At 60.7% G+C, this 25,031-nt stretch carries 19 protein-coding genes and 1 tRNA gene; 4 read left to right on the top strand and 16 right to left on the bottom strand.

Annotation, left to right across the window (positions count from 1 at the left end; genetic code table 11):
- The 5 genes from E7002_RS02435 to E7002_RS02455 form a co-directional block, all read right to left on the bottom strand.
- Nucleotides 1-777, bottom strand: a complete 777-nt coding sequence (locus tag E7002_RS02435; RefSeq protein WP_303727329.1) for an isoprenyl transferase — start codon at nt 775-777, stop codon at nt 1-3.
- 18 nt (nt 778-795) lie between these two features.
- Nucleotides 796-1,353, bottom strand: a complete 558-nt coding sequence (gene frr / locus E7002_RS02440) for a ribosome recycling factor (RefSeq protein ID WP_066661001.1) — start codon at nt 1,351-1,353, stop codon at nt 796-798.
- An 81-nt stretch (nt 1,354-1,434) separates the two neighbouring features.
- Nucleotides 1,435-2,148, bottom strand: a complete 714-nt coding sequence (gene pyrH, locus E7002_RS02445) for a UMP kinase (RefSeq protein WP_066660998.1) — start codon at nt 2,146-2,148, stop codon at nt 1,435-1,437.
- Nucleotides 2,149-2,257: 109 nt separating this feature from the next.
- Nucleotides 2,258-3,841 (bottom strand): S1C family serine protease, encoded by a 1,584-nt coding sequence (locus E7002_RS02450; protein WP_303727330.1) that lies wholly within the window; start codon nt 3,839-3,841, stop codon nt 2,258-2,260.
- Between the two features lie 162 nt (nt 3,842-4,003).
- Nucleotides 4,004-4,100, bottom strand: a tRNA-Sec gene (locus E7002_RS02455).
- 128 nt (nt 4,101-4,228) lie between these two features.
- Here E7002_RS02455 and selD point away from each other — a divergent pair.
- The gene (gene selD / locus E7002_RS02460; RefSeq protein ID WP_303727331.1) at nt 4,229-5,323 is read left to right on the top strand and encodes a selenide, water dikinase SelD; all 1,095 of its coding nucleotides are present in this window, start codon (nt 4,229-4,231) and stop codon (nt 5,321-5,323) included.
- An 11-nt stretch (nt 5,324-5,334) separates the two neighbouring features.
- Here the strand turns inward: selD and E7002_RS02465 are convergent, their stop codons facing one another.
- The 7 genes from E7002_RS02465 to E7002_RS02495 all read right to left on the bottom strand — a co-directional run bounded on the left by E7002_RS02465 (nt 5,335) and on the right by E7002_RS02495 (nt 11,181).
- A complete protein-coding gene (locus E7002_RS02465) occupies nt 5,335-6,693 on the bottom strand; it encodes a Na+/H+ antiporter NhaC family protein (protein ID WP_303727332.1) in 1,359 nt (452 codons plus the stop codon).
- An 82-nt stretch (nt 6,694-6,775) separates the two neighbouring features.
- Entirely contained in the window at nt 6,776-7,519 is a 744-nt protein-coding gene (locus E7002_RS02470; protein ID WP_303727333.1) for an acyl-CoA dehydratase activase, read from the bottom strand.
- A 7-nt stretch (nt 7,520-7,526) separates the two neighbouring features.
- A complete protein-coding gene (locus E7002_RS02475) occupies nt 7,527-7,781 on the bottom strand; it encodes a DUF3343 domain-containing protein (protein WP_303727334.1) in 255 nt (84 codons plus the stop codon).
- Nucleotides 7,782-7,809: 28 nt separating this feature from the next.
- Nucleotides 7,810-8,952, bottom strand: coding sequence for an aminotransferase class V-fold PLP-dependent enzyme (locus E7002_RS02480; RefSeq protein ID WP_303727335.1), 1,143 nt, complete (start codon nt 8,950-8,952; stop codon nt 7,810-7,812).
- 12 nt (nt 8,953-8,964) lie between these two features.
- Nucleotides 8,965-9,558 carry a sulfurtransferase-like selenium metabolism protein YedF gene (gene yedF / locus E7002_RS02485; protein WP_303727336.1) on the bottom strand — a complete coding sequence of 198 codons (594 nt, stop codon included), beginning with the start codon at nt 9,556-9,558 and terminating at the stop codon, nt 8,965-8,967.
- 36 nt (nt 9,559-9,594) lie between these two features.
- Nucleotides 9,595-9,900 (bottom strand): DUF3343 domain-containing protein, encoded by a 306-nt coding sequence (locus E7002_RS02490; protein ID WP_303727337.1) that lies wholly within the window; start codon nt 9,898-9,900, stop codon nt 9,595-9,597.
- Nucleotides 9,901-9,903: 3 nt separating this feature from the next.
- The gene (locus tag E7002_RS02495; RefSeq protein ID WP_303727338.1) at nt 9,904-11,181 is read right to left on the bottom strand and encodes a double-cubane-cluster-containing anaerobic reductase; all 1,278 of its coding nucleotides are present in this window, start codon (nt 11,179-11,181) and stop codon (nt 9,904-9,906) included.
- Between the two features lie 330 nt (nt 11,182-11,511).
- Between E7002_RS02495 and selA the strand changes: the two genes are divergently transcribed.
- Both selA and selB read left to right on the top strand, forming a co-directional pair.
- The gene (gene selA, locus E7002_RS02500; protein WP_303727339.1) at nt 11,512-12,951 is read left to right on the top strand and encodes an L-seryl-tRNA(Sec) selenium transferase; all 1,440 of its coding nucleotides are present in this window, start codon (nt 11,512-11,514) and stop codon (nt 12,949-12,951) included.
- 3 nt (nt 12,952-12,954) lie between these two features.
- On the top strand, nt 12,955-14,877 hold the full coding sequence (gene selB / locus E7002_RS02505; protein ID WP_303727340.1) for a selenocysteine-specific translation elongation factor: 1,923 nt from the start codon (nt 12,955-12,957) through the stop codon (nt 14,875-14,877).
- An 89-nt stretch (nt 14,878-14,966) separates the two neighbouring features.
- Here selB and fdhF read toward each other — a convergent pair whose 3' ends face one another.
- The 3 genes from fdhF to E7002_RS02520 form a co-directional block, all read right to left on the bottom strand.
- Nucleotides 14,967-17,669, bottom strand: coding sequence for a formate dehydrogenase subunit alpha (fdhF, locus tag E7002_RS02510; RefSeq protein WP_303727436.1), 2,703 nt, complete (start codon nt 17,667-17,669; stop codon nt 14,967-14,969).
- On the bottom strand, nt 17,662-19,503 hold the full coding sequence (locus tag E7002_RS02515) for an NAD(P)-binding protein (RefSeq protein ID WP_303727341.1): 1,842 nt from the start codon (nt 19,501-19,503) through the stop codon (nt 17,662-17,664). Before E7002_RS02515 ends, fdhF begins: the two co-directional genes overlap by 8 nt.
- Before the next feature lie 245 nt (nt 19,504-19,748).
- Nucleotides 19,749-21,341, bottom strand: a complete 1,593-nt coding sequence (locus tag E7002_RS02520; protein WP_303727342.1) for a YfcC family protein — start codon at nt 21,339-21,341, stop codon at nt 19,749-19,751.
- A gap of 314 nt (nt 21,342-21,655) precedes the next feature.
- Between E7002_RS02520 and E7002_RS02525 the strand changes: the two genes are divergently transcribed.
- Entirely contained in the window at nt 21,656-22,612 is a 957-nt protein-coding gene (locus E7002_RS02525; RefSeq protein WP_303727343.1) for a LuxR C-terminal-related transcriptional regulator, read from the top strand.
- Nucleotides 22,613-23,750: 1,138 nt separating this feature from the next.
- Here the strand turns inward: E7002_RS02525 and E7002_RS02530 are convergent.
- A complete protein-coding gene (locus E7002_RS02530; RefSeq protein ID WP_303727344.1) occupies nt 23,751-24,935 on the bottom strand; it encodes a polymer-forming cytoskeletal protein in 1,185 nt (394 codons plus the stop codon).
- Between the last annotated feature and the right edge of the window lie 96 nt (nt 24,936-25,031).

Below are 25,031 nucleotides of genomic sequence, written 5' to 3' on the forward strand. Positions count from 1 at the left end.
CTACACTCCCCCGTACCTGCGGGCACGACCCTGGAAGTTCAAAATCGCGCGAAGGAAGTCGTAGCGATTGAAATCGGGCCACAGCACAGGCGTGCAATAGAACTCAGAATAGGCAATCTGCCAAAGCAGAAAATTCGAGAGGCGCATTTCGCCGCTGGTTCGAATGACCAAATCGGGATCGGGGATGGAAGCGGTATGCAGATGGGATGCAATGGCCTCGGGGGTGACGGCGGCAACTTCCAGGCCGGCTTCCTGCTGGGCCAGGGCCTCGTTCACGACCGACTGAACCGCGCTGGTGATTTCGGCGCGCGAGCCATAGTTCACGGCCACCACGAGCGTCATGCCCGTGTTATCCTTCGTTTGCCCCCATGCCGCGGCAAAGGCGCGCTGCGTGTCCTCGGGCAGGGCCGTGGTATCGCCAATGGTCATGACGCGCACGTTTTCCTCGTCGAGCCCATCGACCTCGGCAAGCATCGTCTTCGCGAACAGGTTCATGAGCCCCACGACTTCGTCTTGGGGGCGCTTCCAGTTTTCCGTGGAAAACGAGTAGATGGTAAGGTAGCGAACCCCGATATCGGACGCGCAGCGAATGGTCTCGCGCACGGCCTCGATACCAGCCTTATGGCCATTGAGCCTGTTGAGCATGCGCTTCTTCGCCCAACGGCCGTTGCCGTCCATGATGACGGCAACATGCTGGGGCACGCGCGCCTCATCGAAGCCGGAAGCGTCGATATCGGCCGGGATATCGGGGAATATTTCGCTGAATTCTTTATTCAAGGAATGCACCATGCACGGCTAGATAGCCATGACCTCGGCTTCCTTCTTCTTGAAGTGCTCTTCGACCTTCGCCACGTAGGAGTCGGTGAGCTTCTGGATGGCAGCTTCGGCACGACGCTGCTCGTCCTCGGGAAGACCCTCGTTCTTCACTTCGGCTTCCACGGCGGCGTTGGCATCGCGACGGGCGTTGCGGATGGCAACGCGCGCTTCTTCGGCGTACGTCTTGCAGTCCTTCACGAGCTCCAGACGACGCTCTTCCGTGAGCTGGGGGAACGCCAGGCGAATGCAAGAACCGTCGTTGTTGGGGGTAATGCCGATGTTACTTTCGGCAATGGCCTTCTCGATGCCACCCAGGGTGCCCTTGTCCCACGGTTCGATGACGAGCATGTGGGCGTCGGGCGTCTTGATGGCAGCCATCTGGTTGACGGGCGTGGGAACGCCGTAATAGTTCACGCGAACGCGATCGAGCACCATAGCGTTGGCACGGCCCGTGCGGACGTTGCCGAACGCATTTTCCAGGGAGTCGATTGCCTTGTTCATGCGCTCCTCGGCGCTTTGCATGATGTCTTCTACCATGAGTATCCCTTCAAGAACAGCGGTGACAAGGCCCCCGCCTTGCCCGCCTGTACCGATAATCACTAGCTAGTATTTTACACGTTAGCTTACCGTCGTGCCGACGTTTTCGCCTTTCAGAACGCGAGCGATGTTGCCGGGAACCGTAAGGTCGAACACCAGCATGGGCATGGCGTTATCCATGCACAGCGAGGTGGCCGTGGTGTCCATAACGTGCAGTTCCTTGGAAATGACGTCGAGGTAGGAAATGTGGTCGAAGCGCTTCGCATCGGGATTCGTCTTCGGGTCGGCGTCGTAGATGCCGTCGACCTTCGTGGCCTTCATAAGGCATTCGGCACCAATTTCCAGCGCGCGCAGGGCGGCCGTGGTGTCGGTGGTGAAGTACGGGTTGCCCGTGCCAGCGGCGAAGATGACGACGCGGCCTTTTTCCAGGTGGCGAATGGCGCGACGACGGATGTACGGTTCGGCAACCTGGCGCATCTCGATGGCGCTCATGACGCGGCACTGAATGCCCGCGCGCTCGAAGCCGTCTTGTAGGGCAAGCGCGTTCATGCAGGTGGCAAGCATGCCGATGTAGTCGGCCTGAGAGCGGTCCATGCCCTCGGCGGAACCAGCCAGACCGCGGAAGATGTTTCCACCGCCGACGGTAACGGCCACTTCGATGCCGTCGTCGACAATCTGCTTGATCTGCTCGGCTAGCTCTTCGACGACCTTCGGGTCAATACCGTAACCCGTATCGCCCATCAGGGCCTCGCCGGAAAGCTTCAGCAGGACGCGATTGTACTTGTAATCGGACATTGGCTCACTCACCCTTCTCATTCGATTTGCCCTATCTTACCGTGAACCAAAAGAAAAGGCCGCATGTTCCGCGGCCTTTTCCCCGTTTTCACGCAAAGAGCTTATGACGCTATGCCGCCACGCTGCCCTCCCCCGAAGAGGAAGTATCGCTGCTGCTCTGCCCCCAGCCATAGCCGTTCTTGGAAGAACTGCTGCTAGAGAGGCTGGTGGCCTCGTCGGAGCCAAGCGTGACCTCTACCGTCTGCTCGTTACCGTCGCGCAGGAACGTAACGGTTACGGTATCGCCGGGATTATGCGAACGCACGGCGGCAATGAGGGTAGAGGAATCGGTTACCGCTGTGTCACCCACCTTGGTGATGATGTCGCCCTCCTGGATGCCCGCATTAGACGCGGCACCGCCCGACACCACCGAGTTAACGTACGCGCCGGAATCGGTACCCAGCTTGTAGCGCTGGTTCAGCGTACTGGTGACGGAAACGGGGGCTACGCCCAGATAGGCATGCGTGGGCGTCTTGCCCTCGATGATCTGGGAGGCAATGTTCATGGCGTCGTTCACGGGAATGGCGAAACCCACGCCCGAGTAGTTGCCCGAATACGACTCGATCACGGAATTGATGCCGATGAGAGCACCATTCTCGTCGACCAAGGCACCACCGGAATTGCCGGGGTTAATGGCCGCGTCGGTCTGGATCATGTTCGTGTAAACGGTAGACGAAGACGTGCCCGAATACGAGCTATCGGAATTGCTCACGGTGATGGTGCGATTGGTGGCCGAAACGATGCCCGTTGCCACCGACTGCTCCAGACCGAACGGGCTGCCAGCCGTCATAACCCACTGGCCTTCCTTCAGCGAAGAGGAATCGCCAATCTCGATGGCGGTGAGGTCGGTTGCGTCGATCTTGATAACGGCCAGGTCGGTGGTGGAATCGTAGCCCACGACCGTGGCATCGTATTCCTGGCCGTTGGCCGTGACCTTCAGGGCGTCGGACGACTCGATGACGTGATAGTTGGTAAGGATGTAGCCATCGGTGGAGATGATTACGCCGCTACCCAGCGAAGACTGGGTGAGCGAAGAACTGGAAGAGGACGAGCCTAGCAGGCTGCCCATGCCCGACGTGTCGGTATAGACGTCGATGGCCACGATCGAAGGCAGCACCTTTTCGGCAACTGCTTCGGCCAAGGTGGCATCGTCGTCGGAAGCCGAAATGGTGGAGCTGGACGTGGAGCCCAGCGTTACCGTGGTGCTGCCCACGGAACCACCCGTTACGGCGTTGTACCCGAACAAGCAGAGGGCGGCCACGGCACATGCGCATGCAGCCCCCGCAAACGCAACTCCAAAGGTACGCCCTCCGCCTGTTTTCTGATTGCCCACGTGCGACTGAACGGACGACTGTTGCGCCGCGGGCCGCTGGTAGCCCTGCTGCGGCTGCGCTGCCGCGAAGGGCTGGCGCGCCGTTTGCTGAGCCTGCTGCGCGCCATAGGGCTGGGCGGAAGCGGGCTGAGCGCTGGGCTGCTGGTACGACGATTGCCCCGCCTGGAAGCCGCTCTGATACGCTGCCGGAGCCGGCTGCTGCGGAGCCTGCTGGCTCGGCTGCGGCTGCACGGGCTGCGCATACCCAGACTGAGGCTGGGAATTCGCGCTTGCAGGAGGAACCGGCGCACCAGGATTCTGGTTGTACTGTTCGTTACTCACGATAAGCCATCCTATCCACGGTTGACCACAACTACTGATTTCCTATTGAGACCATACCACCACCGCCCCTTCACCAGGACGTAAGGGCAGCTCCGTAACATCTACGACACCAAGGTACACCAATGGTAGTACTACGCAAAGTTGAGGGGAAAGAAAAGAAAATGGCGGAGACGTGTGCGAATCGAACACACCCGAGACATTCTGCGTGCCTCACAACGGCTTTGAAGGCCGCGGGGCCCACCAGGACCCATCCATCTCCGTTACGGCGGGATGATTGTACCTCAATTAGCGAAGATGAAACCGTGATATCACAGTTTAGGAGCGATTCCCACATATCCTTTGCGCGAGCCGTAGGCTATACTCATGCCCGACGAAAGGAGGTGTCCCATGGAACAGTTCGCAAGCTGCAGCATCCCCCAACCCGCATTCAAAGAAGGCGAGCGCATCAGGCTTACCAAGCTCACGCAAAAGGGCGGTTGAGCCGCGAAATGGAGTCCGGGAGACCTCCAAACGATAATGGAAAAGATTGCACCCGCCGTCTCGCCCGACCTGCTACTGGGCTTCGACACGAGCGACGATGCAGCCGTGTACAAAATCAACGATGACACGGCCGCCGTGCTCACGCTCGACTTCTTTACGCCCGTAGTCGACGACCCGTACGAATTCGGGGCCATCGCCGCAGCCAACGCGCTTTCCGACGTGTTTGCTATGGGCGCCACGCCGCTTACCGCGCTAAACATCCTGGCCTTCCCCGTTTCCCTGGGAACCGATGTGGTGGCCGAAGTCATGCGCGGAGGCAGCGACAAGGTTCGCGAAGCCGGCGCGTTCACCGTGGGCGGGCACTCCATCGACGACGACGAGCCCAAGTACGGCCTATCGGTCTTTGGCACGGTGCACCCCGATCGCATCATTCGCAATGCGGGAGCCCAGGAAGGCGACGTGCTGTTCTACACGAAGACCATCGGCACGGGCATTATGAACGCGGCGTTTCGCGTGGGTCGCGAAACCGACGAAACCATGCGGCCCGTCATCGAGTCGATGATGGAACTGAACAAGGCGGGCGCCGCAGCCATGCGCGCCATACATCCACATGCCGCCACCGACATCACCGGTTTCGGCCTGGCGGGCCATCTGCACGAGATGCTGGAGCCCAGCGGCGTTTCCGCATGCCTGAATTGGGAGAGCATTCCCCTGTTCAACAACGTGTACAAGCACTCGAGCGATTACTGCCGCCCCGGCAAGACGTTCAACATCGTGCGCTGGGCGGAACCATTCGTAAAGCGCGGCACGCTCGACGAAATCGAATTCGACAACCGCATGGGCGTCCTATGCGACCCGCAGACCTCGGGTGGCCTGCTCGTATCCGTAGCCCCCGAAGAAGCCGATACATTCGACGAAGCCTTCTTCAATGAAACGGGCCGTCATGCCGCGCGCATTGGCGAGGTCATGGCCGGCCCGGCTGGAATGATCTTCCTTCGTTAGGAAGCCACAGGCTATTCCCCTGCGGGCTTGCCTGCCTCCCAATCCCATTCGCCCTTCAGCGTAAGCTTCTCGTACGCGGGAATGAAGATGGAAAGCAACGTGAAGATGGCGAGCAGGAACAGGTAGAAGTTGTAGGGGATCACATCGAGGATGTTCACCGCACCACCCGTAAGGCTTACCACGAGCAGGAACTGCGCACCATAGGGAATGAGCCCCTGCACGATGCACGTAAAGGTGTCCAGAATGGATGCGGTACGGCGCGGGTCGATACGATACTTCTGGCTGATATCGCGCGCCACATCGCCATCCACCAGAATGGCGATGGTGTTGTTGGCGGTTGCGGCATCGGTAAGACCGGCCAGGGCGCACAGCCCCACCTGCGCCGAGCGCTTGCCGCGCAAGGCCCCACCAATCTTGTCGATAAGCCAGTTCAGGCCTCCATGTTCCTTGGTGAGCTCGGCAATGCCACCAATGAAGATGGAGAGGATAAACACCTCGATCATGTTCTGGAAGCCCAGCCAGATCTCGGTGGAGAAGGACAAAACGGTAAGGTCGCCATACGCAATGCCAATGACGCCAGCCACGGCGATGCCCGAAACGAGCACCAGAAACACGTTCAGCCCCACCAGGGCGAGCACCAGAACCAGCACATAGGGCAGCACCTTCAGCAAATCGTAGCTGCCAACTTCTGCCGCACCCGTAGCGGCGATAGGCGCAAAAACGAGCATGAGAACGATGGTGAGCACCGCTGCGGGCAGCGCACAGAAGAAGTTCGCGCGGAACTTGTCCTTCAGCTCTACGCCCTGCGTGCGCGTGGAGGCGATGGTGGTGTCGGAAATCATGGACAGGTTGTCGCCGAACATAGCACCGCCAATGCACGAGGCAACCACGATGGGAAGGTCGAGACCAGCGGCATTCGCAATGCCCAGGGCAATGGGCACGAGTGCGCCGAGCGTGCCCATAGAGGTGCCCGTTGCCGTGGAGAGGAATGCCGAAATCACGAACATGCCCACGACGAGCCACGCCGGAGGCAAGAACGAAACGCACAGGTTGACCGTGGATTCGATGCCTCCCATGGCCCCCGCTACTTCGGAAAACGCGCCCGCAAGCAGGAAGATCATGAGCATGGTCATGATGTCTTCGCTACCCGCGCCACGTGCAAACGTGGCAAAGTTCTCGTGAATGCCATGGCGATGGAACAGGATAAAGGCGACGATGGCCGCCACGAACACGGCGGTAACCGCAGGAAACTGGTAAAACGCCATCTCGACGCCCTGCGCCTGCAGGATAATCCCCGCCCCCAGATAAATGACGATAAACGTCAGGAACGGAACGAGCGCGAGCGCGCTCTTCTTATCCTTTTCCACCATGAACGATCCTTCCCGTTAAATAACACGCGCATGATTGTACTCGAGACGAGAGCAAATGACCACGCACGGCGCCCAGCAGCGCTTACGACAGTGCCGCCCCAATGGCACCCGCGAATCGCGCTTCGGGACACGTGGAAACCGAACGCGAAAGATGCGACGACAAGCGTTCGACCACGTAAGCGTTTTCGCACAAGCCGCCCGTAAGATAGCAATCTTGCCCCGCCATGCCGCCCGCCAGCGTGGCAACGCGCGAGCAAACCGATTCGATGACGCCATTGGCGATGTTCTCGCGCGGTTCGCCCTTGCCAATGAGGCTGATGACCTCACTTTCCGCGAAGACGGTGCACATGCTGGAAATGGGCGTGGGCTGACCCGCGCGGGCAAGGTTGGCCATCTCCTCCTGGCTGACGCCCATGCGATCGGCCATGATTTCCAGGAACTTGCCCGTGCCGGCGGCGCACTTGTCGTTCATGAGGAACTTGCGAACCTTGCCATCCACCAGCGAAATAACCTTCGTGTCCTGGCCACCCACATCGATTACCAGGCCGTTTCCGCCAAAGAGGAACGACGCTCCCCTACCATGGCAGGTGATTTCGGTTACGTTCTTGCTTGCGTACGGCACGGCAACGCGGCCATACCCGGTGGATACCACCGAAGCCGCGCCGTCTGTGGGAAACCCCGCTTCGGCTAGACGCGCCGAAAGCCGCTCCGATGCTTCCACGCTGGAAAAGCCCGTGGGCTCCACCACGGTATAGGCCAACGCGCCATCTTGCAGCACGGCCGCCTTGGCCGCAGTACTGCCAATGTCAATGCCAATTGCGTACATGGATCTCCTAATACAAATCTACGTGGAACACGCCCTCGTGGGCCACGCCATATTCGGCAATGCCCGCGAGCAACGCTTCCTCATCGGCCACGGCGGCAGCCCACGAAAGCCCGCAACCTGCGGAAATCTCGCTGGGAACCGGAATCATGCGACCAGGCAGGCCATACGTGCGCGCAGCATCCTCGGCTGCCATGGCATCGCCCGTGGATGCGAACGTGATAACGACCTTGGGAGTCTTCTGGCGCTTCTGCGCAACAGGCATGCAATTCACCTACTCTTGCAGCGGAATGCTAGGCGATCGAGGCGGCAATCTGGCGCAATGCCTGAATGCCCTCGTCGACTTCCGCTTCCGTATTGAAATATCCGAAACTGAACCGCACCGCGCCCTGCTCGCTGGTACCCAGGGCCTCGTGCATGAGGGGAGCGCAATGGGCACCCGGACGCGTGCAAATGCCGAAATCGCGGGAAAGCACGTCGGATACGACCGACGAGTCGACATCGGCAACGTTCAGGGCAACGATGCCCACGGAATCGGCGGCGCCGCCACCGTACAGACGCACCCCGGGAATGGAACGCGCAGCCTGCGCGAACCGTTGGGCAAGCGACTTTTCATGTGCGCATACCGCACCGACGCCCACATTCTGGATAAAGGCAACGCCCTCGGAAAGCCCCGCGATACCATGCGCGTTGAGCGTTCCCGCCTCTAAGCGCTCGGGCAGAAACAGCGGATGCTGGCGATCATAGCTATGCGTACCGCTGCCACCCACGTTGTAATGCGGAAGGTCGATGCCCTCCGCCAGGCACAGGCCACCCGTACCCTGCGGCCCCATAAGGCCCTTATGCCCCGTGAAGGCTAGGATGTCGATGCCGCATTCTGCCATGCTCAAAGGATATGCGCCCGCCGTCTGGGCAGCATCGACGCAGATGAGCGCGCCGTGCTCATGCGCAATGCGCGCCATGCGGGCAATGTCGTACACATCGCCCGTAAGATTGCTGGCATGCGTTACCACCGCAAGCTTAGTCTGCGGAGTGAACAGCGCATCGAACTCGTCGTACGAGATGGAACCATCAGGCGCAACGGGCAAAATGGACAGGCCCACGCCCTCCTCGTCTTGCTTGCGGTAGAGCGGGCGCAGCACAGAGTTATGCGAAGGCGCCGTGGTTACCGCATGATCGCCCGCGCGCAGCAGACCCGAGATGACCGCATTGAGCGCCTCGGTGACGTTGAGCATAAACGCCACGTGCTTGGCACTGGGGGCGCCCAGCAGCTGGGCAATGCGCTTGCGGGCAATATAGACCGCCATGTCGGCGGAAAGCGCGGCATCATGAGCGCCACGCCCCACGCCACCAAACTGGTTGATAGCCTGGGCAACCGCCCGAGCAACCTCGGGCGGTTTCTGCATGGTGGTAGCCGCGTTATCGAAATAGATCACAGTTGCACCACGTTACGGACGAACGACGACGCCCGCCTCGAGCTGCTTCTGCACGATGACGTACATGTTCGTAACCTCGCCCACAGCCAGCTTGTCCTCGATGCCATAATGCTTCAGGCACGTGCCGCACGTAAGGATTTCAGTACCCGCCTGGGCAAGGGCCTTCAGGTCATCGAGAACCGGGGAGCCCTCGCAGGAAAGATGCGCGCCGCCGTTGTACAGCAGCACCGTGTCGGGCAGGGCATCCTGCTGGGTAAGCGCGAACACGAACGCCTTCATGAGGTTACCGCCCAGGACGTCGTCGCCCTGGCCCATATGCTCGCCGGAAAGCACGACCACGCGCTTGCCCGCCTGGCCAGCAGGCGCAACCTGCGCAGCCGCAGAGCCCGCCGTCTTGGTTACCTTCACCACGAACAGGTCGTCTGCCTGCTGCTCGGAAGCGAATTCGCAGTTCTGGCTCTTCGCCAGGTTCTCCAGGTTATGCACGGCCGTCTCGTTGTCGACGAGCACTTCCACCACGCCCTCATCGATGGTGCCAAGCGCCTGCTTGGTCTTCACCACGGGAATGGGGCACGCATCGCCGCGAGCATCAACTTTCAGTTCCATGCAAACCTTCTTTCCGTTCGCGCACCGCACGAACTACTAGCAATACGTATCGCGTCGCGCGTCGAATTGACGCGGAAGCGGATTGAAACTTTCGTAGGGCAAACCGAGCTCGCCTGCCAACGATTCTAGCGCAACGGCTTCGCTGGCAGATACGAGCACGGTTACTCCACACGACGCCTTGATTGCGCGCGGCGCCGTAGATATGCGCGTATGCAGACCCTGGCCGCGCGCAGCTTCGTGCATGGCCATGGCGTCGGTATGGCTATCGAACATCACGTAGACATCCACCACGCCGCCGCTTTCGCGACGCACGGCTTCGATGCGCTCGACCAGGCTGCTCACCGGCTATTCCCCCAGCATCTCCACGAACGCGCCAATACGCGTACGCAGCTGCTCGGCGTCGTTGTCGGTGTAATCGGTTTCGATGTTGAGCACGGGGATACCCGCCTCTTCCAGAGCGTCTTCCAGGGCAGGTGCTTCCACCTTGAACGTGGTGCAGAACTTCAGGTTCTGGTTGATCACGCCGTCGACGTGGTAATCCTTGGCCAGCTGAATGACTTCCTGAATGCGCGCTTCGTTCGGCGTAAAGCAGGCGCAGTTGATCTTCATGTAGCGCTCTGCCAGGGCCTGGAACTGGTCTTCCAGGGTGGTTGCGGAATCGTCGACCAAGTTCGTGAAGAACTTGGTTCCCGTGCAGTTTTCCTCGCACACGATAGCGGCACCCGAAGTTTCGATGATGTGGTGCAGCTTCCAGTTGGGAATGGCCAGCGGCGTGCCCGTGAGCAGGATGCGCTTGGTGCCTGCGGGGAACACGCTTACCTTGTCGACCAGGCGCTGCTCCAGCTCGTCGGCCAGCTTGTTGGCCATCTCGGCGCAGCGAACGGGGTCATCGAAGAAGGCGATCTGCATCATGAGCAGAGCGTCGGTACCAGAAATGGGAATGGTGTCGGGATCCTTGCGCGTTTCGTACACGCGGGCCAGCGCCTTGCGGCGGTTGTTGATGATGTCGATGGCCGCAGCCAGCTTCTCGGCCGTAAGCTCGTTGCCCGTAACCTCTTCGACGTTCTTCGCGAACAGGGCGATTTCCTGGGCGAAGCGAGCCACGTCGACATCACGCTTCATATGGGGAAGTTCCATGATGTGCATGGGAACGTCCTTGGCCATGATCTCGTACATCTTCTTCTTGCCATCGCACGTGGTCTCGCCCACGATCTGGTCCACGATGCGGAAGAACGGGCAGGTCTTGCCCAGGCGAGCGCCCAGACTGGCCTTGATGAGCGGGCACACGTCGGCAGGCAGGTGCTTTTCGCCTTCCGGCACCCAGAACTGGCTGCCACCGCACAGGCCCGTCACGATGCCATCGCATGCCACGACCACTTCATCGGGAACGTACGTGCAGAACGTGCCGAAAACCTTGCGGCCCTTCTTCTGCTCCTCGATGAGCTCCGCCGGGCGAATGCCGTGAACGTCGGCAACCACCATGTCCCAGAACGCCATGCCCTCGGGGCGGTTTTCCTGGGAAAGGTACACGTCGCTAAACGCAGTGGGCAGCACTGCGCACAGCTGATCGTGCGTTTCCAAATCCATTCCAAGGTCTTTCCACATAGGATGACGGTCTACCATGTGCTTCTCCTTCCGGCGCGCAACGCACTTGCGTTGGCGGCGCCTAACGCAAAATGGGGGTATGGAAAAACAGCCGCTCTCGTCTCACGGCTTTCGCGACGCCAGCAGAAATGGCGCGCAGACAAAACATGGCATGCGATTCGCAGAATTCCCGAACGTCGGGCATCGCATTGCTGCGGTGATTATACATCCACAGCGCGCAATGGGCAGGGTTCGTACCGTTTCGCAAAAATCAAACACGCACCTGCATCAATGCGTTACGATGCTTATATTTGCAGCTAGTACTAACGCACGGCAAAGCAGCCCACGCGATTGCAGAAGGAGCCGTTCATGGAAAACGCATCCCGCGAACTCCTACGCGCACTTCCCCAGGTAGAGGAAGTGCTGAAACATGACTACATGAAGGCCATGCTGGAATTGGTTCCGCATTCCATTGCCGCCGATGCCGTGCGCTCGAGTATCGACGGGCTGCGCCAGCGCATCCTGAACGGGGAAACCCCCGTCGTGACCCTGCAGGCCGTGGCCGACGCATCCGCTCGCACCGCGCTTGCCCTGCAGCGCCCTTCGCTGCGCCGCGTCATCAATGCCTCGGGCGTGGTCATCCACACGAACCTGGGCCGCAGCGTCATGGCCCCCGAAGCCGTGGCCGCCGTGAACGACGCCATCACCGGCTACTCCACCCTGGAATACAGCATCAACAAGATGGCACGCGGCAGCAGGCACGACCACTACGAAAGTCTGGTCTGCGCGCTCACGGGCGCGGAAGCCGCCATCGCCGTCAACAACAATGCCGCAGCCGTGCTCATGGTGCTCGCCGAATTCGCCCGCGGGCACGAGGCCATCGTCTCGCGCGGCGAGCTCGTGGAAATCGGCGGCTCGTTCCGCATTCCCAGCATCATGGAGATGTCGAACGCACGCATGATCGACGTGGGCTGCACGAACAAGACGCACATCGAGGACTACGAGAGCGTCATCACGCCCGACACCGCCATGCTACTGAAGGTGCACCCCAGCAACTTCCTCATTCAGGGCTTCACCGAGACGGTGAGCATCCAACAGCTGCGCGCCCTAGCCGATGCGGAAAACGCAAAGCGCGAAGGCGAGCCCATCATGGTGTACGAGGACCAGGGCTCGGGCGCATTCGAGCACCTGGAGGAAAGCTTCGGCAAGCGCGCCGAGAGCACTGTGGCCCAGTCGCTGAAGGCTGGCGCCGACCTGGTGTCGTTCAGCGGCGACAAGCTGCTGGGCGGCCCGCAGGCAGGCATCATCTGCGGCCGCAAGGAACTCATCGACCGCCTGAAGAAGAATCCCCTCGCCCGCGCGCTGCGCCTGGACAAGATGACCATTGCCGCACTAGAGGCCACGCTGCGCCTGTACCTGGGCGACGACGCCAAGACGCGCATCCCCACGCTGCGCATGCTTACCGAAAGCGCCGAATCCGTTGCGGAACGCGCCGAGCAGCTGAAGAGCGCGCTGCTGGCGACGGTACACCCCGGCAATATCGCAGTGGACATCGTGCCCGAAACGTCACGCGCCGGCGGTGGCGCGCTGCCCATGTACGACATCCCCACGTTCTGCGTGGAGGTGCGCTTCCTGCAGGGCGACGCACAGAGCGCCGACGAATACCTGGTGAAGCGCTGCCCCGTCCCCATCGTGGCGCGCCTTTCCCACGAGCGCCTTCTGTTCGACGCGCGCACGCTGCTTGACAACGAGGAAATCGAGGCCATCGCCCAGGGCGTTGCAGCCTACTTCGATCGCCTAGGAGAATAAGCCATGGCAAATGCACCCCATCTGGTATTGGGCACCGCCGGTCACATCGACCACGGCAAATCGTCGCTCACGCTGGCGCTTACGGGCACCGATCCCGACCGCCTGCGCGAGGAAAAGAAGCGCGGCATCACCATCGAGCTCGGGTTCGCCCAGCTGAAATTGCCCGACGGCCGCACCATGGGCGTGGTAGACGTGCCGGGTCACGAGCGATTCGTACGCCAGATGATCGCGGGCGCCACCGGCATCGACGTGGCGCTGCTGGTTATCGCTGCCGACGATGGCATCATGCCGCAGACCATCGAACACGTTGCCGTTCTGGAAACGCTGGGCGTCCCCGCCTGCGTAGTGGCCCTGAGCAAGGCCGACCTGGTCGACAGCGACTGGATTGCCTTCATGAGCGACGAGATTCGCTCGTTCCTGCAGAATACGCCCTACGCTCAGGCAGAAATCATCCCCGTGAGTTCCGTTGAGGGCACGGGTGTGGAAGAGGTGCGTGCCGCTATCCAGCGCGCATGCTCGGGCGTGGAGCCCGCGCGGCAACACCGCGCGCTGCGCCTGCCGGTAGACCGCGTGTTCACCATCAAGGGAGCAGGCACCGTGATTACGGGCACGCTGTGGAGCGGCGAGGCGCGCGTGGGCGGTACCGTGGAAGTGCTTCCCAGCGGCAAGACGAGCCGCATCCGCTCGGTTCAAATGCACGACCAACCCGTAGATGTGGCGTGCGCCGGCAACCGCGTGGCGTTGAACCTGCCCGACCTTTCCACCAGCCAGATTACCCCCGGCGATTTCCTGGCCGAGCCCGGCACGCTGGCCACGAGCGACCGCTTCGACGCGTTCTTCACCTATCTGGACACTGCCAAAACCGGCAAGCCCCTGGAAACGGGCGCGCGCATGCACGTGGCCCACGGCACTCGCGAGGTGCTGGGTCGCGTGCTGTTCTGCGACGGCAAGAAGACGCTGGCCTCGGGAGAAAGCACGTACGCGCAAATTCGCCTGGAAGAGCCCCTGCCCGTTGCCAGCAGCGACCGGTTCATCGTGCGCACGTACTCGCCCGTGCAAGTAGCCGGCGGTGGCCGCATCCTGCTGGCGCATCCGCGTAGACGCACGAACCTTACCGACGTCGATCGCACCATGCTCGACGCGCTACGCGACGGAAACACCGCCACGGCCGTGCAGGCTGCGGTGGAACGCGAGGAATTCCCCGCAAGCGCCGCTTCGCTGGCACGCGGGCTGGGCCTGCCCGAGGAAGTCGTTTCCGAATGCCTGGAAGCCGCCGCTGCAGCCCGCAAGCTCGTGACGCTGCAAGCGGAAAGCGACACGCTGTACACCACACGCCGCGTCGTGCAGAAGCACGTGAGCGCCATCGAACGCGCACTGCTGGCATTCCACGCGAAGAACCCGCAGGCCATTGGCATTGCGTCCGAAGACCTACGGCGCCAGAGTGCGCCGCGCTGCTCTGCCAGCTGCTTTTCCGCGCTCGTACGCGAGGCGGAGGCCGCAGGCAAGGCCACGCATTCCGGCGGCCACATTGGCCACCCCAGCGCCCAAGGCGCCGCAGCTGCCGCCATCGATGACGCCGCAGCCGCGCTGCTGACCGTGCTCGATGCGGAATTCGCCACGCCCCCGCTACGCACCGACCTGTTCACGAAGGCAGGAGTAGACCCGCGCATGGGCGACAAGGCCCTGAACCAGCTGAAGCGCGACGGCAAGGTGACGAAGCTCGACGCCGACCTGTTCTTCAGTGAGACGGCCATTCAGAAGTGCGTGCAAACCGTGCAAGCGTATTTGCAAGAACATGGCGAAGCCAGCGTAGCCGACCTGAAGGACGCACTGGGCACCACGCGCAAGTACGCCGTTCCCCTGCTGGAGCTGCTCGACGCACGCGGCATCACCAAACGCGAAGGAAACATGCGCACGCTGGGGTAAGCCGCCCTTACAAACAATTCCGCTGCAAGAAAAAACGGGTGCGAGCTGATTGCTCGCACCCGTTTGCGTTACGGCTCTGGAAGCAGGCGCTATGCCTTTTCCACCTGGATGGCGCAGACCTTGTATTCGGGAGCTGCGCAGATGTTGTCGAGCGCGGCAATGGTGAGCCAGTTGCTGTTGCCGTCCTGGAAATGGAACGGCATCCACGTCTGGCCCTCATTCGTCTTGCCCGAAACGCGCGCGGTGGAAATGATTTCGCCACGGCGCGAGAACACGCGAACCTTGTCGCCGTCGGCAATGCCGCGTTCGGCGGCATCCTTGGTGTTCACCTCGATGAACGAAGAACCGCACATCTCGTTCAGGCCCTCGGTGCGACTCGTCATGGCGCAGGCGTTGTACTGGCTGAGCACGCGACCCGTCATCATGATGAGCGGGAAGCTCTCGTCGGGCTGTTCCGTGGAAGGACGGTACTCCGCAACGGAGAACATGCCCAGACCGCGAGAGAACGTGCCCACGTGCATGATGGGCGTACCCGGATGGTCGGGGCCCAGGCACGGCCACTGCAGGCCGCGGCCGGCAACCTCGTCGCTATCCAGGCGCGCGTGGCTAATGCCCGCAAACGAAGGCGTAAGGCTGGCAATCTCGTCCATTACCTGGGCGGACGTAACCTTCGGCTGCGCATAGCCCATGCGATTCATGATGTCGGTGAAGATGTCGATATCCAGACGCGAACCCTGGGGGCCTTCCACGGCCTTGCGGATGCGCTGCACGCGACGCTCGGTATTCGAGAACGTGCCTTCCTTTTCCACGTAAGCGCGACCAGGCAGGATGACGTCGGCGTACTTGGCCGTTTCCGTAAGGAACAGCTCGCTCATGACCAGGAAGTCCAGGCTTTCCAGCGCGCGGATGACGTGATGCGTGTCGGGGTCGGTGCGAACCGGGTCCTCGCCGAAGATGAACAGACCCTCGATCTTGCCCTCAATGGCCGCCGGGAACACCTCGGTAGCGCACAGGCCCTGCCAACGTGGCAATTCCACGCCCCAGGCGTCTTCGAACTTCTTGACGACCTCTTCGTTGGCGAGCTTCTGGTAGCCCGGGAAATCGGTAGGCAGCGCACCCATGTCGCAGGCACCCTGAACGTTGTTCTGGCCGCGAATGGGGTTCACGCCGCAACCGGGCCTGCCCAGCTTGCCGCAGAGCATGGCCATGTTCGACATGGACATAACGCCTTCGGTGCCCGTGGAGTGCTCGGTAACGCCCAGGCAGTAGATGATGGGGGCCTTTTCAGCAGAGGCATACAGGCGAGCAGCCTGGATAAGGTCGCGGGCGTCGATGCCGCAGATCTCGGCAACGCGCTCGGGCGTGTACGAGGCGACCATTTCGCGGAACTCTTCGAACTTCTCGGTGCGCTGAGCGATGAACTCCTCGTCGATGAGGCCTTCCTCGATCATAATGTGCGCCATGCCGTTCGAGAACGCCACGTTCGTGCCGGGGCGAAGCTTCAGGTGAATGTCGGCCTTCGACGTAAGGCCAATGTCACGCGGGTCGACCACGATGAGCTGGGCACCCGCTTCCACGGCCTGACGAATCTGCATGCCGATGACGGGATGCGCCTCTTCGGGGTTAGAGCCCACGAGCATGATGACGTCGACGTCGTTCGTAATGTCGCGGATGGGGTTCGTCATGGCACCGGAGCCAAGCGTGCGGGCAAGGCCGGCAACGCTGGGCGCATGGCACACGCGAGCGCAGTTATCCACGTTGTTGGTGCGGAATACCGTACGCGCCATCTTCTGGAGCATGTAGATGTCCTCGTTGGCGGAACGGGCGCAGGCAAACGCGGCGAGCGCTTCCCCACCGAATTCATCGCGCAGCGCGGCGAACTTGGAAGCTACCAGGTCGAGCGCCTCGTCCCAGGAAGCCTCGCGGAACTCGCCCGTAGAGCGATCCTTGATGAGCGGCGTGGTAAGGCGGTCTTCGGACTGTGCGAAATCGAAGCTGCCGAAACGACCCTTCACGCACAGGAGACCGTTGTTCGAAGGGCCCTTCGCGGCGCGCGTGTCAACGATGCGGCCATCCTTGACCACCAGGTCGTACTGGCAGCCAGTAGCGCAATGAGGGCACGTCGTGCGAACGTAGGAAACCTCGTCGGCGTTGTAGGAGCGCTTGTTCAGGCTGGTGAGAGCACCCGTGGGGCACGCCTGGGCGCAGTTGCCGCACGATTCGCAGTTGGTCGCCTTCCAATCGGGGCCGAACGGCGCCACGATGGTAGAGCGAATGCCCTGCTTGCCCGCCACGAGCGTATGGTTGCCGGCGCGCTTATTGCAAGCGCCCACGCAACGCTGGCACTGGATGCACAGGTTGGGGTTGTAGGCCAGGAAGGGGTTGCCCTCTACCACAGGCTCTTCGGCCTGCGGTGCAACCTGAAACTCAGAGGAGTCCACGCCGCAATCGCGACATACGCGGGCGAACTCGGTAGCCTGACCGTCGAACGCCTCGAGCGCATTCTTGCCGCCATTGGCAAGGATCAGCGACAGCGCGGTACGACGCGCAGCCAAAACGCGCGGAGAGTTCGTGGTAATGACCATGCCTTCTTGGGCAGGCGTATTGCAGGCAGTTACCAGGCGGCTAGCGCCTTCCACTTCAACCACGCACACGCGGCAGGAAGCGATATTGTTCGTGGCCCTCAGGAAGCAAAGCTTGGGAATGCGAATACCGGCCTTGTGAGCGGCAGAGAGAATGGTGTCATGGGACGAGCAGGAAACCTGCTGGCCATCGATAACCAGATTAATCAATTTCAACACGTCCTCCCACCAGCGTGCCGCAACCGAAGTGATCGCAGCGAAGGCAACGGCCGCACTCCTGCACGGCTTCTTCCTTGGTCATTTCGACCTCGACGGCATTCCAATCATGCTTGCGCTCGCGCGCGGGGCGCTCCACGACGTCCACGCGACCGTACTCCGTAAGGTCGTTGGGAGCCGCAACGGGCACTTCCACGCCGCAGTCGAGCTTATGATGGAATCCCAGGTACTCTTCGATGTTGCGCGCGGCAACCTTGCCTGCGGCAATGGCCATGATGACGGTCTTGGGGCCCGTCTGGCAGTCGCCACCCACGAACACGTTCTGGAAGCCATCCGCCTGCAGTTCAGCGTTGGCGGCAAAGCAACCGCGGTTGGCCTTCAGGCCGAACTCCTCGAACGGGGCAGACACGATGTCCTGGCCGATGGCGACCAAAATAAGGTCGGCAGGAATGCGCACTTCCGGCTTGTTGGCAGCCACGGGCGCAGGGCGTCCGCGCTTCACGGCGCTGATCATCTGGGGCTGCGTGATAAGCGCCACGCAGTTGCCCTCTTCGTCGGTTTCCACGGAAGCGGGCGACTGGAGCATGAGCATCTCCACGCCCTCTTCGATGGCGCTATGAATTTCGGTCTCCAGCGCCGTCATATCTTCCAGCCTACGACGGTAGGCAACCGTGACGTTGGCGGCACCAGCACGCACCGAGGAGCGCGCGGCGTCCATGGCCACGTTGCCGCCGCCTACGACCACCACGTTCTTGCCCTGCATGTCGGGGAACGTGGGCAGGCCCGCATGAGCGAGCGCGTCGATAGCGGGAATGATACCGCGGGCACCTTCGGCACCCGGGATGGAAAGCGTGCGGCCCTTCTGGGCGCCAATGGCAACGTACACGGCGTCGAACGACTCCGCGATGTCCTTCATGCTTTCCGCAGTGACGGTAGTGTTGTAGCGGACATCGATGTTGCCCACGGAAAGGATGGCGTTGATGTCTTCGTCCAGGCGCTTGCGAGGGAAGCGATACGGCGGAATGGCATAGCGCATCATGCCGCCCAGCTCGGGGTGGCTTTCGAACACCGTAACCTTATGCCCCATGAGTGCCAGGTAGTATGCGCTGGTCATGCCAGCAGGGCCACCACCGATGACGGCAACACTGCGGCCGGTATCGGGGTTGCGCTTGGGCGTGGGCACCTGGTCGGCGGCCAGGTTGTCGACCGCGTACTTCTTGATGCCGCGAATGTTGATGGGAGCGTCGATGAGCTTGCGGCGGCAACGCGTCTCGCACGGATGCTCGCACACGTAGGCGCATGCCGTGGGGAACGGGTTGTCCTTGCGAATCATGCCGATGGCACCAGCGAAATCGCCCTCGCCCGCCAGTGCAACGTACGCAGGTACGTTCACGTGCGCAGGGCACAGCGTTTCGCAGGGAACCGTCTGCTCCACGTCGGAAAGACAGCGATGTTCGTTCACATGGCTGGCAAACTCATCCGCAAACAGTTCCATGCCTTCCAGCACGGAACGGGCAGCCTGATAGCCAATGGCGCAATCGGACGAATCGGCAACGACTTCCGCCAGAGCGCGCATGCGCTCCAGGTCTTCGGGGGAAGCCTGGCAATCCAGCACCGACTGGAGCATCTTCACCAGCTGGGGCAGGCCATCGCGGCAAGGGACGCACTTTCCGCACGTCTGGACCGCAGAAGTCTGCAACAACGATTGGACGACCGCAACGGGGCACATGCCCGGCGGCGTAGCCTCTACACGGCGAGGGAATTTCTGCACAAACTCGCCGATACGCGCATCCGCATGAGCGTGCGCGCCGAACTTAACTGTTGACATACATCTCCTTGCATAACCGCTTCTCGTCTAACGCGGACGCAATCGTCTATAGCTCCCGCGGAGTATCAATTGTACAGACGCCCTTGCGCGCGCTCCCGCTCCAGCACGCAAAAGCGTTTCTTTACCTAAATAACTCCACGTAGAACGCGTCGTCATGTAACACAATCGAAACAATCCCCCCATGCATAAAAGAGGCGCCACCCCATGCGGAATGGCGCCAAAGGACGATTACTACGGGTAGATGGCTACACGGCGAAGACGATCGTGCAAATGCTCAGCAGCACCGCACCGAACACGAGCGTGAACACCATCATGGGCCATACGAACCGGAACCAATGCGACATCTTCATGTCGAGCATCTGCAACGTTGCCATGATCAGGCCGGTAGGCGCAATGTAGAGCATCGCGTACTGGCCGAACTGATAGGCGGCAACGATGATCCAGCGGGGAATGCCCACCGTGTCAGCCAGGGGCGCAAAGATGGGCATGCTCAGCACGGCCAGGCCGCTCGACGAGGGAACCACGAAACCCAGCACGAAAAAGATGAGCAGCAGCGCAATGATGAACACGGGGCCGCTCATACCCGCAACCACGTTGCTGGCGCTGTAGAGCATGGTGTCGCTGATAAGGCCCGAGTTCAAAACGTAGTTCACGCCACGTGCCAGGCCGATGATCAGGGCAACGGGCACCAGGCTGGACGCGCCCGCGCTGAAGGCCTCTACCATCTTGGACTCGCCAATGCCCTGCTTTCCACAACCGCCGATGAGCATCACGGCAATGGCAAGCGTTACGAACTCGGCGGCCATCTGCGGGAACCACCAGCCCAAGCTCATGACGCCCACGATCATGATGATGAACGCAGCCACGAAGATGCACAGCACGATCTTCTTGCGCGCGGTGAAAACGTGCTTCTCCCCCGCGTCCTCTTCCAGCTTCCACATGGCGTTGAACTTGGCGCTGTCCTCGTAGGCATAGCTGAACTCGGGGTTCGCCTTCACCTTCTTGCTATACCAGTGCAAGTACAGCAAATACACCACCGACGCCACAATCAAGCCCAGCAGACGCACCCACAGGCCCTCGGTGAACACGGTGCCGGCGGCATTCGAGGCAATGACCGCCGAGAACGGGTTGACCGTGGAAAACGTCGTGCCCACGGAGCTTGCCATGAAGATGGCGCCCACGGTCACGATAGAGTCATACCCAAGCGCGATGAACACGGGTGCCAGGATGGGATAGAACGCAACGGCCTCCTCTTCCAGGCCGCACATGGTGCCGCCAAAGATCATGAAACACGACACGCCAAAGACCAGCAGAAACTCGCGACCCTTCGTCTTGCGCGTGAGTGCGGTAAGGCCGCTTTCGAATGCGCCCGTTGCCTTCACCGCGCCAATGAGACCGCCTAGGCACAGGATGAAGACCATCACGTCTATGCCGTCGATAACGCCATAGACCATGGCGTACGGGATGTCGGTGAACGGGAAGGGATTCTGCGGCAGGCTCTCGTAGGTGCCCGGGATGCTTACGGCCTTCGTGATGGCGCCCGACGTGAACTGGTCGATGTCGATTTTCACGCCCAGCTCGTCAAGCGTTTCCTGCGTGGCGTCCAGCTCCACCACCTCGCCCGACGGGGCCGTCATTTGCAGCATGCCCGTGTCGCTGTCGTACAGCAGCTTGCTGTACTGGCCCGCCGGCACGAAGTACGTGCACAGCGCCGCGATGATCGTAACCGCAAACAGAATGGTAAACGCCGAGGGGAAGCTGAACTTCCGCTTGCCCCGCCCCTTCTTCCCAGCTGGCTCGTCTACGCCAACCGGAGCGCTTGCCGCAACCTCAGACATATCTCCTCCTTTGCTCGGGTTCAACGAGCTTACGCCCCAGCGTTCGCACGCACGTGGGCACTCGCTCGCCATCGACGCAACGTCGATACGGCAACCTTGGCATTGCAGGGGAAACGCGCACAGGTCTAGAGAAGTCTCTACGCGGATGTATTTCGTAACTAAATCTCGGGGCATGCGGCTACATCACGCATAAACCGCAGCTCACCTTACCGATGCGGGCAAAAGGCACCGCGCGCCCAAAACGGTTAGGGTATAGAATGAACCACGCTAAACGGCATTCGTTACAAGGGGTTGCAAGAGAGGGGCCTAACGCGATGCTTTCCGTTTTGTTTTACTACACGCTTGGCGTAATGTTCGTCTACATGATGGCTTCCGCCACGAGCCTTTCGGCGTACTTCGTCTCGCATCGCAAGTCGTTCCTTCTCCTAACACTGTGCTTCGTCTTCTACTTCATCGACGTATCGTTGGTGTTCAAAGATGACTTCATCACGCCCACCGCCATCTTGAACGCATCGTCGTTCTGGGATGTGGGCAACCCGCAGGCCACCATCATCAGCGGAGCGGGGATGTTCCTATTCCTCTGGCTTGCCATCTGCAGCTACTTAGGCAAGGTGAACCGCGTGCTCGTCACCGCGCCTATCATCGCGTACATTCTGGCCAGCTTGATTGCATTCAACGCGATCGGCAACGTGCAGGCGCGGGAGTTCTGCTTCTACAGCATGCGCGAGGTGCTCCTGTTCTGGATGGCGGCCGTAATTGCGTACTGGTACGCAACGGGTGACGAAGTGCTGCGCGCCGCCCTAAGGCGCCATCGCGTGGCCTACTGGGTCTCGCTTGCTTGCACCGTGGGCATCGTGCTGGAAAACGTCTACTTCCAGCTGATCTTCGACCCCTCCACCCTGCCCAACGACATGTGGTTCTTCAGCGAGCGCAACCCCATGGAAAACATGCTGTTCCTCACCTTGGCCATTATGACGATGCGAGCCGCAAACGAAACGCTCCGTCTACGCTACGACGCCCCGCCCGAGCGCGAGGACGAGGCCATGGAGGAATCGATTGCGCGCGTGTTGCCGCTCTACGCCAAGAAAAACGGGCTCTCGAAGCGCGAACGCGACGTCATCCGCCTCATCGTCATGGGCAAGGATAACCAGAACATCGCGAGCGACTTGAACCTGGCCCTTTCCACGGTGAAGGTACACGTGCACAACATCCTGAAGAAGACGTCCCAACCCGATCGCCACTCCCTCGTACGCGATTTCTGGAGCGCATAGGCCAAGGGGGCTTGGCGCCTCGGCCTCAAGCGAAGCAGCCGCTAAAGCCCCCAAGGGGCCAGAAACTCAGCACTCCGCTCAGTGCCGTGCGCTGAGCGGCACTGCGACCGGGAAGCCGGCATCGAGGCCAAAACCAGAGCGATTCCCTCGCCACGCCTGCCCAAAACGACTTCGCGCTCGCGCAAAACGCGGTTTTGGCAAAATCGAAGCCCAAAATGTAAAAAATTCGTCGTTCAGAACATTTTTCGAGAACGTCTGGGCCCATTTTGACGCTTTAAGCGTCAAATACCTCAACTCTCAATGATTGGCTACAGCGTTTCCCCAGTTCGCTATTTTTGTCGCAACATCCGAGCAATTCGTCGATGTGCACAACGACGAATTTTTTACAAAAAGGCACTCAAATTTGCCAAAGCGCACGCATTGCGACAGCCAAACAGACACCAAAGCGCAAACTGAGCAAAATAGCGGGTCGTTTTTGCAAAAATGCAACCGTTTACACGTGGATTTCCGCAATTGAGCCACCCAGACGGGACACATTGCACCGTCCCGCATCCCCCGATCGGCATTACCCCAGGTCGCAGTTTTCCATGAGCAAGCTTGAACGCCAGCGAACGTGTAAACGGTTGCATTTCTTACATTTCATCGGGCGCATTTGCCCAAATGCATGAGAGGACTGACATCAGGACGCCAGAATCCGAGCCGAAACGCTTCTTCCGCCCACAGCCCATCAAACACACAGCGTGCAAGCAATGAAACCCGACTCTAGGAAAACAAAAAGCGCCGCAAAGCGACGCTTAGTAGTCGAACGGAATATCCTCTGCTCGGGTAATGTGAGAGATAGCAAAGGCTCGGCCGCATTGGGCGAAAGGAGGGCGCAACGCGAATGCCGCCGTTCTCGTGAGGCGTATATTGCATCTGTTTTGCCCGCTTTGCAATACGGATTTGAAATATTCACGGTTTATATCGGTTTAATTGAATAGGAACGTCACATTACATCGAGATGCGTGAATATTACCGCTTCTTACCTGACGAAAGACGTCCATGCGCAACGCGAACCACAGCGCGCTACAGTCCCATCGCCGTGCGTATAAACGCAGCCGCACGCATCGACATCGACATGAGCAGCGCAAACAAGCACTTACTCTGCAACCGGGCTGGGCGCACCCGATGCGCCAACCGCGCCGCCTTTACCCTTGCCACCACGGCGCGCAAGATAAACAGCCTGCAGCGCATACCCCAGAAGGTACATGAACGCCAGCGCATGCACAATGCCACCAACGACGGGCACGACGCCCAGCACGGCCATGATGGCACCGCCGGCAAGCGCAACCTTGAAGCGACCCATGCGGGGAAATGCCAGCTTGAAAATAGAGGCGCCCGCAAAGCCCTCAGCGACCACCGTCATAGCAACCAAGGCCAGCGCAAGCGCACCGGCAACCGGAAGCGTAACGACAAACACGCACAGCAGTACGATTGCAACGGGAGCGGCAATGGCGCCAACGATGCCCGTGCCAATCACGGCACCCGTACGCTCGCGCAGCAGTCGAGCCGCAGCAGCCGTATGGCGCCCGAACAGCCACTCTGCCAGGAGCGATACGACAATCGTGCTCACGAGGCCGACGATCGCTATGAAGATGGCGAACGCCGACACAGCGCCCGCAAACGCGGTCGCGGCATCAACAAACTTCTCGTCCTTATGGTTGGAGGTGAACTCCATCTGAGCGATCTGCGCGCCTTGGTTCACCACGGGATCGCGCGATGCCTCCACGCGCAAGGTGCCCATGATATGGGCATTGGGGCCAATCTCAACGCGGTCGGCATACACCGCCACGTCACCCGAAACGGTGCCGTCGATATAGGCATAGTTCGCGAATACATACATGCTGGAACACGACCCATCGAAAGCGAACGTCGAACACGCAGCAGCAATGGCATTGGCCTGCACTTTGGCGAGGCTCGCGTCTTGCGATGCGATAGTAACGTTCTCTGTCACCTCGGTATCCACGAGGTCAACCACGCGACCAGCAGCGCGAACACCGCCTTTGATCTGGCAACCCGAAAGCGTTATGCTCTCGCCCGCTCCCACGAAATCGTTTTTGACCAAACCACCGTAGAGGTCCAGCGTTTTGCCAAACCACACGTAATCGTTGCCCATCAACGGCACGGCCTCAGACTCTGTCGCCGGAACAGCAGACGGCGCATCAAGCGCTCCCTCGTCGGCAATCGCGTACTGCGGAAATGCCATAAGCGCAATAACGCACATAATGACAGCCAGCAAGACGACCAGGGAACCCCGTTTCACGTTCATGCCCTTAGTAGGCATATCCCCTCCTCAATTAGCTCCACGCGCAGGGCAGCGGCCCCGCGCGCAGGTTCAATCATACGATGCGAGCCTTCGCCCGCACGGCAATTCTACCAT

The organism is Denitrobacterium detoxificans, from assembly GCF_015062615.1.
Classification (GTDB): Bacteria; Actinomycetota; Coriobacteriia; order Coriobacteriales; family Eggerthellaceae; genus Denitrobacterium; species Denitrobacterium detoxificans_A.

Excerpts from the sequence above, each read along its gene's own strand:
- frr (WP_066661001.1), bottom strand. The coding sequence starts at position 1,353 with ATGGTAGAAGACATCATGCAAAGCGCCGAGGAGCGCATGAACAAGGCA.
- pyrH (WP_066660998.1), bottom strand. The coding sequence starts at position 2,148 with ATGTCCGATTACAAGTACAATCGCGTCCTGCTGAAGCTTTCCGGCGAG.
- E7002_RS02465 (WP_303727332.1), bottom strand. The coding sequence starts at position 6,693 with ATGGTGGAAAAGGATAAGAAGAGCGCGCTCGCGCTCGTTCCGTTCCTG.
- E7002_RS02470 (WP_303727333.1), bottom strand. The coding sequence starts at position 7,519 with ATGTACGCAATTGGCATTGACATTGGCAGTACTGCGGCCAAGGCGGCC.
- E7002_RS02475 (WP_303727334.1), bottom strand. The coding sequence starts at position 7,781 with ATGCCTGTTGCGCAGAAGCGCCAGAAGACTCCCAAGGTCGTTATCACG.
- yedF (WP_303727336.1), bottom strand. The coding sequence starts at position 9,558 with ATGGAACTGAAAGTTGATGCTCGCGGCGATGCGTGCCCCATTCCCGTG.
- E7002_RS02495 (WP_303727338.1), bottom strand. The coding sequence starts at position 11,181 with ATGGTAGACCGTCATCCTATGTGGAAAGACCTTGGAATGGATTTGGAA.
- selA (WP_303727339.1), top strand. The coding sequence starts at position 11,512 with ATGGAAAACGCATCCCGCGAACTCCTACGCGCACTTCCCCAGGTAGAG.
- selB (WP_303727340.1), top strand. The coding sequence starts at position 12,955 with ATGGCAAATGCACCCCATCTGGTATTGGGCACCGCCGGTCACATCGAC.
- E7002_RS02515 (WP_303727341.1), bottom strand. The coding sequence starts at position 19,503 with ATGTCAACAGTTAAGTTCGGCGCGCACGCTCATGCGGATGCGCGTATC.
- E7002_RS02520 (WP_303727342.1), bottom strand. The coding sequence starts at position 21,341 with ATGTCTGAGGTTGCGGCAAGCGCTCCGGTTGGCGTAGACGAGCCAGCT.
- E7002_RS02525 (WP_303727343.1), top strand. The coding sequence starts at position 21,656 with ATGCTTTCCGTTTTGTTTTACTACACGCTTGGCGTAATGTTCGTCTAC.
- E7002_RS02530 (WP_303727344.1), bottom strand. The coding sequence starts at position 24,935 with ATGCCTACTAAGGGCATGAACGTGAAACGGGGTTCCCTGGTCGTCTTG.